The sequence below is a fragment of the Thermoactinomyces sp. CICC 10523 genome, assembly GCF_016055105.1.
In the GTDB taxonomy this organism is placed as follows: Bacteria; Bacillota; Bacilli; order Thermoactinomycetales; family Thermoactinomycetaceae; genus Thermoactinomyces_A; species Thermoactinomyces_A daqus.
This window is the reverse complement of record NZ_JAECVX010000008.1, coordinates 68405-82701: the sequence shown is the minus strand read 5'-3', so window position 1 is coordinate 82701 and position 14297 is coordinate 68405. Positions and strand designations below refer to the sequence as shown.

Here is a 14297-nt window from a genome sequence, read left to right as displayed (position 1 = left end):
GGTTTCCCTCGGGGCTTAAGCTTATGCCTGCACTTTTATCAATCTTTCCCGGATGCGTGTCAATAAAAGATAGACGATCGGAACAATAAACAAGGTTAAAAAGGTGGAGGAAGTAAGCCCGCCGATGACGACAACTGCCAGCCCCTGGGACATCAGGGTTCCTTCTCCATACCCCAGTCCGAGGGGGAGAAGCGCGAAGATCGTGGCAAAGGCAGTCATCAGGATCGGCCGCAAACGAGTGCCGGCCGCTTCGAGCAAGGCTTCTTCGATCCGGAGTCCGCGCGCCTGCACCTGTTTGACGCGGTCGATCAGGACGATGGCGTTGGTAACCACGATTCCGATCAGCATCAAAGCACCAATCATCGCGGAAACGCTGATCGGCTGCCCGGAGATCCATAATCCCGCCAGCCCGCCGATCACAGCGAACGGCAGGGAGAAGAGAATGGTAAAGGGTGCGGTCGCCTCGCCAAATGAGATCATCATTACGATGTAAACGGCGGCAATGGCCACCACCATCGCCACGCCCAATTGGGCAAAGCTTTTATTCATCTCTTCCGTGTCACCGCCGATTCTGACGGAAATACCTTTGGGGATCTTCACCTGATTGATCGCCGATTGCACTTCCCGGGAGACAGCCCCCGTATCCTTGATCGTCACATCTCCGGAAACGGTGGCATAGCGCTGACCGTTTTGCTTTTGAATCGAAACCGGTCCGCTCACGACTTTGACATCGGCGATTTCCCCCAGTTTGATCAAATCGCCCGTCTGCGACAAGATCTGGATCTCTTTCAGCCGGTTGAGAGAATTGAGATCGTTCTCCTCCAGACCGAGGCGAACGTCCTCTGCAGTCGGGCCATTGTTTATCTCAAACACTTTATCGGCATCGAGAAGGCCTCGTATGGTATAAGCCACTTGTTGCGCCACCAGTCCTTTGCGGGCGGCTTTGGCTTCATCCACATGGACATCGACAATTTGCCGGCTGGCACTCAGATTGTTGCTCACATTGGTCAAACCGTGGACGTGTTTTAACCGGGAGGTGAGCGCTTCGGTCACATTTTTGACCTGGTCCATGTTGCTTCCCTGAATGCTTACGGAAATTGAACTGGAAGGCGGTCCGACGCTCCTCACTTCATTCACTTCGATTTCCCCTTGTTGCCCCAGCGGTTTTAATTCCGTCCGCACTTGGTTCAAAAAGGGATCCATGTTGGTGTGATCAGCCAGTTTGACGAAAATGGAGGCGCGGTTCGGACTGCCGATGCTGCCATCGGACATCAACTGTCCGCGCAGGTTCCCCACCGAAGAGGAGATGATCTCAACTTCCGGGTGTTTCTTCAGGGTCTTCTCAATCTTACCGGTAACCTCATTTGTCTTTTCGAGATCGGTTCCGGAAGGCATTTTCAAATTGACCTGCATCGCCTTCTCTTTTTCCGAAGGCAGAAAACTGGTGCCCACGAGCGGAACCAGTCCAAGGCTCAGGACAAGGAGCGCGACGGCTCCGCCCAGCACGATCGCCTTATGGCGAAGCGACCACGCCAGTGCCTTTTTATAGCCGGAAGCAAAGCGGCTGTGACTGCGCTTCTCGCTCATTTTTGTCCCGCGCAGCAACATGATTTTGGACAGAACCGGAACAATGGTAACAGCGACCAACAAGGAGCAAAGCAAGGCAATCGCAACTGTCACGGCAAACGGATAAAAGACCTTGCCGACAATCCCGTCGATAAACCCGAGCGGAATAAAGACGGACACCGTTGTCAGCGTTGAGGAGGTGATCGCTGCCCCCACTTCTTTGGTCGCCAGGTAGATAATCTCCGACGTGCGTTCTGGTTTGCGCATCAGATGGCGGTAAATGTTCTCAATGACGACGATGCTGTCATCCACCACCCGTCCGACTGCTACGGCAATTCCCCCCAAAGTCATAATGTTGAGGGAGATATCCGCCTCTTTTAATAACACGATCGTGGCAAAGATCGAAATGGGAATCGAAATGATCGAAATCAGGGTAATCCTGAATTTGCGAAGGAAAAGCAGGATGACCACCGAGGCGAACAGCGCACCAAGCAGCCCTTCGCGAATCATTGAACGAATCGATGCTTTCACGCCCTCCGATTGATCAAACAGCTTGATCAGATGGAGATCGGGATTTGCTTTTTTCAATCCGGCAATTTTCTTGTTGACCTGAGTGGCCACATCGACTACATTGGCATCCGGATTTTTGATGATGTCGATATTGACCGACGGCTTCCCATCGGTACGGGTGATCATGGTATTGTTATCCGCTGATTCAGTAATGGTGGCGATATCGCCCAATTTTACCGTCTTGATCTCCGGGTTTTTCAGTTCGGGTTTTTTCGTTTTGGCGGAAGGAAGCGAAGGTTTTCCCGCCATATTCAGCTTCGGCACGGACAATTTCGACTTGGTCCCGGCACCGGACGCTTTCATTTTCTCACTGAGCTGTTTCAGCACGGCCATATTGATGGCGATATCGCGCTGCAATTCAGCCGCTTTCGCTTTCAGTCCGGCATCATCGGGATTTTGTTGCAGTTGCTGAAGCGTTTTGTTCAGTTCCAACTGATCGCCGAGCACCTGTGCCTGTTTGGCCTGTGCCATTTGCAGCATGGCCATTCCCTGACTCATCTGGCCCATTCCTTGTCCCAGGCCGTTGACTGCCTGACCGAGCCCTGATACCGCCTGACCCAGTCCGCCGACCGCCTGTCCCAACTGTCCCATTCCCTGGCCGATCTGATTGAAGGCATCCTGCATTCCTTCTCCGGGGTTTGCCGGAACCGTGAGTTCGTAGTTCTTTAACTGGTCGATATTCGTGATTTTTTGGTTGATCCGAATCGGCATATCGACAGAGCCCGATTCCAGGTCACCGACAGGCAGGGACATGTCGGCACTTTGCAGGGCCTGCTCGACCTGCTGCAACGACAAGTTATATTTTTTCAATTGATCCGGTTTGAGGCGAATATAGACCGCTTTGGCCCCTTCTCCCTTGACTTGCACTTCACCGACACCGTCAACCGTCTCCAGCTCCGGCTTCGCTTTGTCGGTTACCCAGCGTTCGAGATCAGCCGCATTTTTCTTGTCGCTGGTCACAGCCAGGGTGATCAGCGGGTACGTATTTAAACCGAATCGGTTAAAAGTGGTGTTCATCACGCCATCCGGCAGTTTGAGACGATGGATGGCATCTTGCATCTCCTGCTGCGCCTTATCCAAATCAGCAGAAAAATCAAATTGCGCTATAACCACGGACGTGCTGTCCGCAGAAACGGAGGTGACTTTCTGTACCCCCTTTACTCCCATCACTTCTTTTTCAATCGGCCCCGTCACTTTCTGATCAATGTCCTCCGGCGACGCTCCCGGATAAGGAGTAATCGCGACAATGACCGGAAAATCGATGTCCGGCATTGCTTCCATCTTAAGCTGTGACGCTTCGTACAGCCCGCCGCCGATTACCAGGATCACCAAAAGGACGATCGCCGACACATTTTTCAAAGAAAACCGGGTCAGCCAGCTCACTCTTGGCCCTCCTTTTTTTGCGTAAAAAAACTTGCCGGTGTCTGCATGGTCACCGAGCAAGTTTTTCTCCCCTTCCCAACAAAGTTTCATGTGCTGTCTATAGATTATTTCTGAATAACCTTACAAATTACAAATAAAACTTAATAAATAATCACTATCATCTTACCGAACAGGCGGAGGGTGGGTCAATTTCCGTTTTGTGAACTTTCATGTTCCTCCGTCTTCGCCGTCCACACGGATCAGGCGAATCGGATTTCCGGCGGCAAAGGCCCGGGGAGGCACATCCCGGGTTACGACAGAACCGGCTCCGATCACGGCATGATCCCCGATTGTCACTCCGGGCAAAATGGTGGTGTTCGCTCCGATCATCACATGATTCCCGATCGTTACTTCGCCCAGACGATACTCGTCGATCAGGTATTCATGTGTCAAAATTGTGGAATTGTAACCGATGATGCTGTTGCGGCCGATCCGGATTTTCTCCGGGTAGAGAATATCCATCATCACCATAAACGCCACTGCCGTTTTCTCCCCCACTTCCATCCGCAAAAAGGTGCGATACAGCCAATTTTTCAACCACATAAAGGGAATGTACCTGGCAATGACGATTACGAGCGTATTTTTGAACACTTTCCAAAACGAAACCGTCCGGTAAACCTGCCATAGCGAATTGGCCCCCTTGACGGGATAGCGTTCCGTTTTTCTCATGCGGCGGTCCCCCTATGAGCGGACTCCGACAATTTGCAGCAAGTCCCTCATATCCTCCAAATAATAATCGGGATCATACTTTTTCAATTCCTCCGCATGCAAGCTCCAGGCTACGGCTGCCGAAGCGACACCTGCCCGTTTCGCCGCCAGGATATCATAACGGCTGTCCCCGACCATGATCACCTGTCCGGGTGTTCCGCCCAAATGCTCCATGGCCAGAAAAATCATATCCGGCTCCGGCTTCGCTTTTTCCGTATCGCCTATGCAAACGACTGTTTTCATAAACCGTCCCAGATCAAAGAGTTTTAAACCCATTTCCACGACAAGGCGGCGTTTGTTGGAAACAACCCCCATCAGCACTCCGGCCCGGTCCAGCTCGCTGAGCGTCTCCCGGACATGGGGAAATTCCAACACCAATTCGTCGTGTTTTCTCTCATTAAAGGCATGATAGGTCTTCACCATCTCCTCAGCCTGATCGGGATCAAAGCGGCGCATCTGGTCGTAAAGAGGCTCACCCATAATCTCCAGAACATCCTGCTCGGTGTATTTCCCCGGACAATGAAGTTCCAATGTATGCATAAAGGAAGCCAAAATCAGCTCATTTGTATTAATCAAAGTCCCATCCAGATCAAAAAGCAGAATCGGTTTTTTCACTCGTTCTCCTCTCCTTATGCTTCATTTGTCTCTACGGCCGACCGGTAAGGAACCCAAGCCCGCCTGCTCAGACGGCGCCATAAAATCATGCCCAGTCCGATCAGCATCCCGAGCAGACTGACCAATTGCGCCACCCGGATGTTACCATGCTCCAGACTCCCCGCCTGAAGCCACGCTCCCAACGGCTGCCACAATGCATTCAGCATGTCGCTTAACCACATTGGACCGGTGAAGGAAAGACTGTCAGTCCGCAATCCTTCGATAAAAAAGCGGCCCAATGAATACCATACCATATATGTAAAAAAGATTTCTCCGCGGCGCAAGTTGATTTTGCGAAGCAACAGGAGGAGGAGAAAGCCGATCCCGTCCCATATCGATTCATACAAAAAAGTGGGCTGGTAATAAACGCCCTGGATATTCATCTGGCTGATGATCCATTCGGGCAACTGAAGAGCTTCCAGCATCGCCCTGCTGACCATCCCCCCGTGCGCTTCCTGGTTGATAAAATTCCCCCACCTTCCCAGCGCCTGGCCGAGCAGAATGCTGGGGGCAATAATATCCGCCATGTTCAAAAAGGAAAGGTGGTATTTTCTCATAAAGAATGCCCCCGCCAGAAAAGCTCCGAGCAACCCGCCGTGAATTGCAAGCCCTCCATTCCACACGGCAAAAATGTCCATCGGGTGATGGAGATAATACTCCCATTGAAACCCGACGTAATAAAGGCGCGCTCCCACAACGGCCGCCGGCAGCACCCAAACCACCAAATCCAGAAAAATTTCAGCTGGCAGCTGGTGACGCTTTCCTTCCCGGATCGCAAGCCATAATCCCAGAAGGGCAGAACTGCCCAGGATAATTCCATACCAGTAAATGAGGATCGGTCCCAGGGAAAAAGCGACCGGATCGATCACAGCCAAAGTCATCGTTTTTCCGCTCCTTTTCTGTGAAAGTTCATTGGAGAAATCGGGGTATTGTCCCCTTTTTGTTTTGACTGTACCTTCATCCCGAGGAAGATTTGAAAGTCCGCTTATCGGCAGGCATGTTGATTTGCATCAAATATTGATTAATCAACAGACCTGATTCATTCAACATTTCTATTTATTTTAACCTATTTTTTCCAGATAACATCAAAAACCGGGACTGCATATGAAAAATATTTTCGTCTGTTCTCTTTATCAAATTTACATACTGTTCAAAAAAATATATCCCCCCGGCCTTTTCCAATGCCTCTGACTGGTATAACATAAGAAATGATCCCAAAAATGTTCGCTTAAACCCTGAAATTTAAAATTTATTCACTTATCTCCCCGTTTTTATTATGGACAGAAAAAGTCAGATTCATTAAAATAATATACACAATATTTTGGAGGGATTTATATTGCTTGCAATCAATCCGTCGGATCCGTCCCTGGAAGGCGATGAAGAACGTTATGACTGTATGGAATGCGGAGCACAAGAAAGCATCGTGATCATCGACAACCGGGGTTTTTGCAGCACGCCGGGCTGCCTCCATAATGATCCGGTTCAATTTGTCTTTTTTCCCCAGTGGCCCAAACCAAAGGCGTGCCATATTGAGCGAAAAAGATTTTTAAAGTGACCATAAACAAGAGGTGCCGAACCATGATTCAGCACCTTTTTTGCGTTTAATCCCAGTCATCCGTCTCGTCGATCGCTTCGCCCAGTTGCTGCACAAATTGCTGGGCAGCATGATAACCCATGCGCTTAAGACGAAAATTCATCGCCGCCACTTCAATGATGACGGCCAGATTTCGCCCGGGGCGCACCGGAATGATCAACTGCGGCAACTCGGTATCAATGATGCGGATTTTTTCCTCATCCAGGCCGAGACGGTCATATTGCTGTTTTTCCTGCCATGCTTCCAAATGGATGGCCAGCGAAATTTTCTTTTTGTCCCGAACCGCCCCCGCTCCGAACAAGGTCATCACATTGATAATTCCCAGCCCGCGAATTTCCAGCAGATAGCGGATCAATTTGGGAGCATGTCCGATCAGCTCCCCTTCTTCGGTCTGCTGAATCTCCACCGCATCGTCGGCCACCAGGCGATGCCCGCGCTTGACCAGTTCCAACGCGGTCTCACTTTTGCCGATCCCGCTTGAGCCTGTGATCAGAACCCCAATGCCGTATACATCCACCAATACTCCGTGAAGGGTGGTCATCGGGGCCAGATGTTTTTCCAGGTAATTGGTTAACTTGCTGGCGAATCTCGTCGTTGCCACCGGTGTGCGCAAAATCGGAATCTTTCTTGTCTCGGCCGCCTTGATCAATTCAGTGGGAACCTCAAAATTGCGCGTGACGATAAAGCACGGAATTCGCGGATCGCACAAACGATCAAACCGTTTTTTTCTCTCCTCGCCGCTCAGTCTGTCGATAAAGGAAAGTTCGGTTTTTCCGAGGAGCTGGAGCCGTTCCGTCGGATGAAACGTAAAAAAGCCTGCAAGTTCCAATCCCGGGCGATACAGATCAGAGACCTCCACTTCCCTGTTCAGCTGGTCCCATCCGCAAATGACTTCCAGATCAAAATCCTGCACCAGATGTTCCAATGTCACTTTTTTCATCAATGGTCTCTCCTACTTCGCTTCTTGCCACCATCTGTAAAGAAGAAGCGACTGGGTCAGCATCCAGTCGCTCATGCCTATGCCTAAGTTTACAATACTGTTTTTTCCGTTTCCTTGTCAAAAATATGCGCTTTATTCATGTCGAACGCCAGCTTGATTCGCGCCCCGGGTGCATATTGGGTTCGTGCATTCACTCTGGCGGTCAGCCATTTTTCCCCAAAACCGCTCATGTATAAATACATTTCCGCTCCCATATTTTCGGCCACTTCCACTTTGCCTTCAAAGGCGCTGTCCGGGGAAGCCTCGAAAAAGACCGGTTCATCATGCACCGCTTCCGGACGGATGCCAAACACCACTTCCTTGCCGACATATCCTTGTTCACGCAGCCCGGAAGCCTTCCCTGCCGGAATTTTTACTTTGGCGCCGGTAGTGGTGAAATAAACATCGCCACTTTCCTCAATGAGGGATCCTTCAACGAAGTTCATGGACGGAGAGCCGATAAATCCTGCCACAAACATATTGGCCGGCTTGTTGTAAATTTCGGTCGGGGTATCCACCTGCTGAATGACACCGTCACGCATAACGACAATGCGGTCCCCCATGGTCATCGCTTCCGTCTGGTCATGGGTGACGTAAATAATCGTCGTTTCCAGGCGCTGATGCAGCTTGCTGATCTCTGTCCGCATCTGCACGCGCAATTTGGCATCCAGATTGGAGAGAGGCTCGTCCATCAGGAACACCTGCGGTTCGCGAACGATGGCCCGGCCCAGGGCCACCCGCTGCCGCTGGCCACCGGATAATTGCTTCGGCTTCCGGTCCAGCAGGTGTTCAATATCCAAAATCCTGGCCGCTTCATGCACCCTTTCTTTGATTTCCTCTTTTTTGAATTTGCGCAACTTCAAGCCAAACGCCATGTTTTCATATACTGTCATATGAGGATAAAGTGCATAGCTTTGAAAAACCATGGCAATGTCGCGATCTTTGGGCGGAACGTCATTGACCAGGCGGTCACCGATATACAGTTCCCCTTCGGAAATATCCTCCAAACCCGCGATCATCCGTAAAGTCGTTGATTTTCCGCATCCTGAGGGACCGACCAGGACGAGAAACTCTTTGTCTTTAATGTCCAGATGAAAGTCTTTAACCGCAGTAAAACCGTTGTTATATCTCTTAAAGACATGATTGAGCCGGACTTGGGCCATTCGGTTTCCTCCTTGATAGCGCTTTCTGTTTAATTAAAATCTATTTTAGATTAAAGATTAAAAATATTCTATGTACAAATCGCACAAACCTTTTTTGGCAGTTTGCACAACCCATCATTCCGCATCTTTTTGCAACAAGAGCAACATGATTTTCACCAGCACGGCATCGTCAAACGAACGCACATCATAGCCTGTTTCCTGTTTAATGCGGTCCAAACGGTACAAAAGCGTATTGCGATGAATATAAAGATGCCTTGCCGTTTCACTGATGTTGAGATTAAATGCAAACAGCGCTTTCAGCGTTTTCGCCAACTCGGGTTCTTTCAGCAGAGAAACGGAAGGGAAATTTTTCTTAAACAAGGCGACGGCCTCATCGTCCAATTGCGTAATCAGCTTTTCCAGTTCCAGCTTCCAGGTCGCCATCACCTGGCGCTCCGGATAAAAAATGCGGAACAGCCCGGCCGCTCTCCGAAGTTCACTCCACATGCGGGCCGCTTCTTTCGCATGATGAATCGGCGGATGCACCAGCACCCGAATCCAGGTTCCGGCTTCACCGGCAAACACCTCGCACAATTCCTCTGCCGCTTTTTCCAGCGACCGTTTGAAATCCGTCCCTTCGCTGAATGATGACAAAGAGGCCAGCACCAGCCATTCGCGCTCATGGATGGAGATCACCCATGCCATCTCTTCCCCGAAATAAGCTTGAAACAATTGGGCGGGCTCATCAGCCGTTCCTCCGGCCGGTGAAGTTAGCTGGACGTAAAAAGGCACACGATCGTTCCATGAAAGCTTGGCGATTTCGGGCGGAACCGGAACCTCCCCTTCATCCTTCACCAACGATTGGAACCAGTCGGAAAGGCTAATCCCCTCCCCCTGTCCCCGCCGGTCCCGCAGCCACAGTTCCACCAATGCGCACTCACGCGGGGTTAAGGGAATTTCAAAGGTAAAGGCCGTTCCGGACGGCAAATAAAAAACCGGTGAAGTTCCCTCCATCGGCTTCTTCACCCGTGCCCCGGCACCGATCGCCCGCTCCAGCTCCCTCAGCCATTTCTGTTCCTGCGGGGATAACCAGACCATTTGGCACTTCGCTCCTTGTTAAAAAGATTTCACAACCAAAAAGATCTTCTCATTTCATCGTCAGTATACAAGATTCCACCCCTGCAAACAAAGCACCAGCCACTAATACTCACTCAAAATCATGACACAAAAAAGAATTTGTCATCGAATAAAATGGATGATACTTTTCTATACAAGGATTTCGAAACTCCAATGTAAAATAGATTAGGAACAGTTCCGGAAGATGCGCCGAACAACAGCGGTGCAAACCTGAGCAGGAGTGATAATGAATGGCGCGAAAAATCGCATGGTTGCTGATCGTAGCAGGAGTTCTCCTGCTCGGTTACAACGCATATCAGTGGTGGGGAGAAATCCGGGTCGCCGTCGTTGATCCGAAAATGGCGATGGCCATCTCAAAAGAATGGGACGACAGAACCAGGATGCCCTCACTCGACAAAGGGGAACCGGTCACCGGTGAGCACGCCAAAAAGGGAACCGTCGTCGGACAGTTGGTGATCCCCCGTCTCGGAGCCATCCTCCCCATCGTGCAGGGAACGGACGCGGACTCCCTGAAAAAAGGCGTCGGGCTGTATGAAGGATATGGCACGGTAAATCCAGGGGAAACCGGCCATGTCGTCCTGTCCGGCCACCGCGATACCGTTTTTCGCGGAGTGGGAAAATTGCAAACGGGCGACCGCCTCTATGTAAAATATCACCATAAGGTCTTTACATACCAAATTCGCAAAACGTGGATCACCAAGGCGGATGACCTCACTGTCATCGTTCCGATCCCCCGTCCGGTTCTGTCCCTGACCACCTGTTATCCTTTTAACTACGTCGGCAGCGCACCGGACCGGTATATCATCCGCGCCGATTTGATCAAGATCGAAAACGAAAACCAAAAAGACACCCAAACATTGGGCAATTAAATCCTGTCATCAACCAGCGTTGCCACCACCAGCCATTCAGGCAGGAAGTGGTGTCCCCTTCCGCCGGGGGCCCCGGAATCGGGGAAGTCAGGAGGGGATACCATAACCCTGACCTGCGATGCACTTTCTCACTTTCACAAAAAATGGAGACGGCACGTTGACACCGACCCCCACTCATCGATTTAATCCATAATTCGGTCAGCAATCCACGATGCCACGGCTACAATCAATGCGCCGAGGAAGGCAGGCACAAACCCGTTGACATCAAATCCCCTGATCAGCGCACCAGTCAACCAGAACAAAATGGCATTGACCACGAGTGAAAACAGCCCGAGTGTGACGATATTGATCGGGAGGGTGAGCAACATAATCAGCGGCCGGATAATCAGGTTTATCAGCCCGAGTACCAGTGCGGCCAACAGTGCCGTTCCCCAGCTTTGCACATAAATTCCCGTGACGATTTTGGATGCCAGCAAAACGGCCAGCGAATTAATCACGAGCCTCACAATAATGCCCATCTCAATTGCCTCCTTGCTTTCAGGCATATGACTTTCAAAGATTTTTCCTTTAATTTCCGCTTCATTCTGCAGCAAAGTCCCCATTTCTCTCGGTTCCATCCATTATTTGGTTGGTCAATCCCCTTCCTCCGTTATTTCTTTCCCGTTTTTTACAAGAAAAACGCGTTTCTCATACATGATTTTTCCTTTAATGCGCAACCTCTAAAATGAGCTTGCAACCTGGATGGCAACGTTTTCAAAACCCTTATTTCCATGCGGTTTTCCCCGATTTTTACATGCAGTTTTTTTTTATTTATAGTATACTTTTGGGAGTTGAAATGTACGTTTTTCGTATGGCGCAAAGGAGTGGACAACATGAAACTAGGAATGATTGGCCTCGGCAAAATGGGGATGAATCTGGTTCTGAACCTGCTTGATCATCAACATGAAGTGGTAGTATACGACGTCAATCCGGAGCCAAGACAAAAACTGGCCGAAAAAGGAGCGATTGCGGCTGATTCGGTACAAGCCCTGATTGCAGACCTCCCGTCTCCGCGGGTGGTATGGCTGATGGTTCCTGCCGGTGAAATCATCGATACGCTGTTACAAGATATTCTTCCGCAACTGCAACAAGGGGATATCGTAATCGATGGCGGAAATTCCCATTATAAGGATTCTCTGCGCCGGAGCAAACAATGTGCGGAAAAAGGAATTCATTTTATGGATGTCGGCACTTCCGGCGGGATGGAAGGGGCACGTGAAGGCGGCTGCTTCATGATCGGCGGCGACAAAGAAGCATTTGCCCATATCGAACCTCTCTTCCGCGATCTCGCTGTAAAAGACGGCTATCTTTATACGGGCGAAAGCGGCAGCGGACACTTCCTGAAAATGGTGCACAATGGAATTGAATACGGCATGATGCAAGCAATCGGTGAGGGGTTTGAGGTTCTCGACAAAAGCCAATTCAATTATGACTACGAGGATGTAGCCCGCGTTTGGGCCCATGGCTCGGTTATCCGCGGCTGGCTGATGGACTTGACGCAAAACGCCTTCTCCAAAGATCCGCGCCTTGAAGGAATCCGCGGCGTCATGCACGCATCCGGCGAAGGACAATGGACGGTTGAAACGGCTTTGGAACTCAAAGCGGCTGCTCCGGTGATCGCCATGTCACTGTTTATGCGCTATCGTTCCCTGGAAGAGGATACCTTCCACGGAAAAGTGGTTGCTGCATTGCGAAACGAATTCGGCGGACATGCTGTCGAGAAAAAATAATGCGGACACAGGCTTTCCCGAAATACATCGGGGAAGCCTTTTTATTGCCGGATCTGCGTCAATCGCATCACTGTGACTTCCCCGTTTGCTCCCGATGATTGACGGCCAATCTTCGTTATTTTATGATTAAGTTTACATTGAGGTCGAGTCTCCGTAAGTTTTTATACTAACTGTATTAATTATGATTACAGTATGCTTGGAGGAAGACGGTTAGTGAACAGTGAATTTACAATAGCAGTGCACAGCTTGGTATACTTAACCCATCTGCCTGGTCACATGGCAAGCAGTGAATCGATTGCAGCCAATGTTTCCACCCATCCGGCACGAATTCGCAAGGTGATGGGATGCCTGCGAAAACACGGATTTGTGAAAACAAAAGAAGGGATCGGCGGGGGGTATATTCTGGATTGCGACCCGGACGAGATAACTCTGGCCCAGGTCTATCGCGCAGTTTCCTGCGGATCATTTAAGCCGTCCTGGTGCACCGGAGACCCCGAACAAACTTGTCCGGTTTCATCCAATGCCCAACGGGTTATGGATCAGATTTTCGCCGACGCTGAAGCGTATTTTGAAACCTATTTGGCCCGGATTACGATACGTTCCGTTTTGGAAAAAATAAAACAGTGTCCATAATCCCGGTTTCTTTTTCCCTTACTGTCATTAAAATAATTACAGATTGGATCGTCGTAACTTCCTCCATCGTTTACGTGAAAATAAACTGTAATCAGTTCTATAACATTTAGAGCGCGCATAAAAATCGGAAGACCGCCCCAATGTAAGAGATAATGCAGGTTTATATTAATCCAAAAACACCCGACACACGAAAGGAATGAACATACAAAATGAACAAACAATCCATTAAGGAGCAAGTTCTTGAAGCATTCCGCTTTCGTCATGCCACAAAAAAATTTGATCCAACCAAGAAGATCACGGATGAAGATTTTAACTTTATTTTGGAGACAGGGAGATTATCCCCCAGCTCGGTTGGACTGGAGCCGTGGAAATTCCTGGTTGTGCAAAACCGTGAACTGAGAGAAAAATTGAGAGAACTTTCATGGGGAGCTCAAGGTCAACTTCCCACTGCCAGCCATTTTGTCGTGATTCTCGCCCGCACCGATGCCCGATTTGATTCCGATTATGTCAAAAACCATATGATCAATGTTAAAAAGATGCCGGCCGAACAGTTGGAAGCGCTGAGCGAGCGGTACAAATCGTTCCAGAAATCCTTTCACATCCTGGACAATGACCGGTCCTTGTTTGACTGGTCATCAAAACAGACCTATATCGCTTTGGCAAACATGATGACGGCTGCGGCGCAAATCGGCATTGATTCTTGCCCGATTGAAGGTTTTGACCCCGATGCCGTAAACCGGCTGCTCGCCGAAGAAGGCTTGCTGGAAGACGGAAATTTCGCTGTCTCTGTCATGGTCGCCTTCGGTTATCGGGCAGAAGATCCTCATCGCCCCAAAACAAGAAAAAGCTTGGATCAGGTCGTCGAATGGATCGAATAACAAAATCAAGCAAGATTCGCACCCTGCCATCCGGACGGAGGCAGGGTTTTCTTCACCATTTCAGCGGATTACCAACAACGGTGCTTCACTCATATCTGTGTTCAATCAGCCCTTCCGTTCCAGGTGCACAACCATTCGTCAGCTTCACCGTTTGGTCTCTTTCGTCAAACAAAGAACCGCTGTTTTCCGCCGGGCCGGGTCGAATCGTTTGCCATGGTCGATCTTCACACAGTCAGGCGAGATCCTCCATGAGCGATCAGGAAAATCGTTTTGCCTCTCTCCTGCACGCAGTCTTGAATCACCAGCCAGTCTGCACCTTCCCCAAGCGAAAACTATTACTTGTTAATAATAATTATAATTTAATATTGACTTCAAT

The 14297-nt window shown here is 49.8% G+C and carries 13 protein-coding genes; 5 read left to right on the top strand and 8 right to left on the bottom strand.

Translation table 11 applies throughout. The annotated features are described in order from the left end of the window. Positions 1 to 21: 21 nt before the first annotated feature. The 4 genes from I8U19_RS11220 to lgt all read right to left on the bottom strand — a co-directional run bounded on the left by I8U19_RS11220 (position 22) and on the right by lgt (position 5801). On the bottom strand, positions 22 to 3519 hold the full coding sequence (locus I8U19_RS11220) for an efflux RND transporter permease subunit (protein WP_198055948.1): 3498 nt from the start codon (positions 3517 to 3519) through the stop codon (positions 22 to 24). Positions 3520 to 3726: 207 nt separating this feature from the next. Beyond that, positions 3727 to 4227: an acyltransferase gene (locus I8U19_RS11215; protein ID WP_033099818.1), complete on the bottom strand. Its 501-nt coding sequence runs from the start codon at positions 4225 to 4227 to the stop codon at positions 3727 to 3729. 12 nt (positions 4228 to 4239) lie between these two features. Then, on the bottom strand, positions 4240 to 4881 hold the full coding sequence (gene ppaX / locus I8U19_RS11210; RefSeq protein ID WP_033099817.1) for a pyrophosphatase PpaX: 642 nt from the start codon (positions 4879 to 4881) through the stop codon (positions 4240 to 4242). Between the two features lie 14 nt (positions 4882 to 4895). Continuing rightward, the gene (gene lgt / locus I8U19_RS11205) at positions 4896 to 5801 is read right to left on the bottom strand and encodes a prolipoprotein diacylglyceryl transferase (protein ID WP_198055947.1); all 906 of its coding nucleotides are present in this window, start codon (positions 5799 to 5801) and stop codon (positions 4896 to 4898) included. Positions 5802 to 6256: 455 nt separating this feature from the next. Here lgt and I8U19_RS11200 point away from each other — a divergent pair, with 455 nt between their 5' ends. Then, positions 6257 to 6475 carry a hypothetical protein gene (locus tag I8U19_RS11200; RefSeq protein WP_198055946.1) on the top strand — a complete coding sequence of 73 codons (219 nt, stop codon included), beginning with the start codon at positions 6257 to 6259 and terminating at the stop codon, positions 6473 to 6475. Between the two features lie 46 nt (positions 6476 to 6521). Here I8U19_RS11200 and hprK read toward each other — a convergent pair whose 3' ends face one another. The 3 genes from hprK to I8U19_RS11185 form a co-directional block, all read right to left on the bottom strand. Further along, positions 6522 to 7454 (bottom strand): HPr(Ser) kinase/phosphatase, encoded by a 933-nt coding sequence (gene hprK, locus I8U19_RS11195; RefSeq protein ID WP_152568475.1) that lies wholly within the window; start codon positions 7452 to 7454, stop codon positions 6522 to 6524. Between the two features lie 89 nt (positions 7455 to 7543). After that, the gene (locus I8U19_RS11190; RefSeq protein ID WP_198055945.1) at positions 7544 to 8656 is read right to left on the bottom strand and encodes an ABC transporter ATP-binding protein; all 1113 of its coding nucleotides are present in this window, start codon (positions 8654 to 8656) and stop codon (positions 7544 to 7546) included. Positions 8657 to 8770: 114 nt separating this feature from the next. Then, a complete protein-coding gene (locus I8U19_RS11185) occupies positions 8771 to 9733 on the bottom strand; it encodes a PucR family transcriptional regulator (RefSeq protein WP_198055944.1) in 963 nt (320 codons plus the stop codon). A 269-nt stretch (positions 9734 to 10002) separates the two neighbouring features. Here I8U19_RS11185 and I8U19_RS11180 point away from each other — a divergent pair, with 269 nt between their 5' ends. Next, the gene (locus I8U19_RS11180) at positions 10003 to 10641 is read left to right on the top strand and encodes a class D sortase (protein ID WP_198055943.1); all 639 of its coding nucleotides are present in this window, start codon (positions 10003 to 10005) and stop codon (positions 10639 to 10641) included. Between the two features lie 182 nt (positions 10642 to 10823). Here the strand turns inward: I8U19_RS11180 and I8U19_RS11175 are convergent, their stop codons facing one another. Then, a complete protein-coding gene (locus I8U19_RS11175) occupies positions 10824 to 11159 on the bottom strand; it encodes a phage holin family protein (RefSeq protein ID WP_033099811.1) in 336 nt (111 codons plus the stop codon). A gap of 354 nt (positions 11160 to 11513) precedes the next feature. On the opposite strand from I8U19_RS11175, the gene gnd reads away from it, so the two are divergent. From gnd to I8U19_RS11160, 3 genes are all read left to right on the top strand, one after another. Beyond that, the gene (gene gnd / locus I8U19_RS11170; RefSeq protein WP_198055942.1) at positions 11514 to 12410 is read left to right on the top strand and encodes a phosphogluconate dehydrogenase (NAD(+)-dependent, decarboxylating); all 897 of its coding nucleotides are present in this window, start codon (positions 11514 to 11516) and stop codon (positions 12408 to 12410) included. A 213-nt stretch (positions 12411 to 12623) separates the two neighbouring features. Beyond that, on the top strand, positions 12624 to 13043 hold the full coding sequence (locus tag I8U19_RS11165) for an Rrf2 family transcriptional regulator (protein WP_198055941.1): 420 nt from the start codon (positions 12624 to 12626) through the stop codon (positions 13041 to 13043). Between the two features lie 209 nt (positions 13044 to 13252). Further along, positions 13253 to 13921 carry an NAD(P)H-dependent oxidoreductase gene (locus tag I8U19_RS11160; RefSeq protein WP_033099808.1) on the top strand — a complete coding sequence of 223 codons (669 nt, stop codon included), beginning with the start codon at positions 13253 to 13255 and terminating at the stop codon, positions 13919 to 13921. Positions 13922 to 14297 lie beyond the last annotated feature (376 nt).

Excerpts from the sequence above, each read along its gene's own strand:
- I8U19_RS11215 (WP_033099818.1), bottom strand. The coding sequence starts at position 4,227 with ATGAGAAAAACGGAACGCTATCCCGTCAAGGGGGCCAATTCGCTATGG.
- lgt (WP_198055947.1), bottom strand. The coding sequence starts at position 5,801 with ATGACTTTGGCTGTGATCGATCCGGTCGCTTTTTCCCTGGGACCGATC.
- hprK (WP_152568475.1), bottom strand. The coding sequence starts at position 7,454 with ATGAAAAAAGTGACATTGGAACATCTGGTGCAGGATTTTGATCTGGAA.
- I8U19_RS11190 (WP_198055945.1), bottom strand. The coding sequence starts at position 8,656 with ATGGCCCAAGTCCGGCTCAATCATGTCTTTAAGAGATATAACAACGGT.
- I8U19_RS11185 (WP_198055944.1), bottom strand. The coding sequence starts at position 9,733 with ATGGTCTGGTTATCCCCGCAGGAACAGAAATGGCTGAGGGAGCTGGAG.
- I8U19_RS11180 (WP_198055943.1), top strand. The coding sequence starts at position 10,003 with ATGGCGCGAAAAATCGCATGGTTGCTGATCGTAGCAGGAGTTCTCCTG.
- I8U19_RS11175 (WP_033099811.1), bottom strand. The coding sequence starts at position 11,159 with ATGGGCATTATTGTGAGGCTCGTGATTAATTCGCTGGCCGTTTTGCTG.
- gnd (WP_198055942.1), top strand. The coding sequence starts at position 11,514 with ATGAAACTAGGAATGATTGGCCTCGGCAAAATGGGGATGAATCTGGTT.
- I8U19_RS11160 (WP_033099808.1), top strand. The coding sequence starts at position 13,253 with ATGAACAAACAATCCATTAAGGAGCAAGTTCTTGAAGCATTCCGCTTT.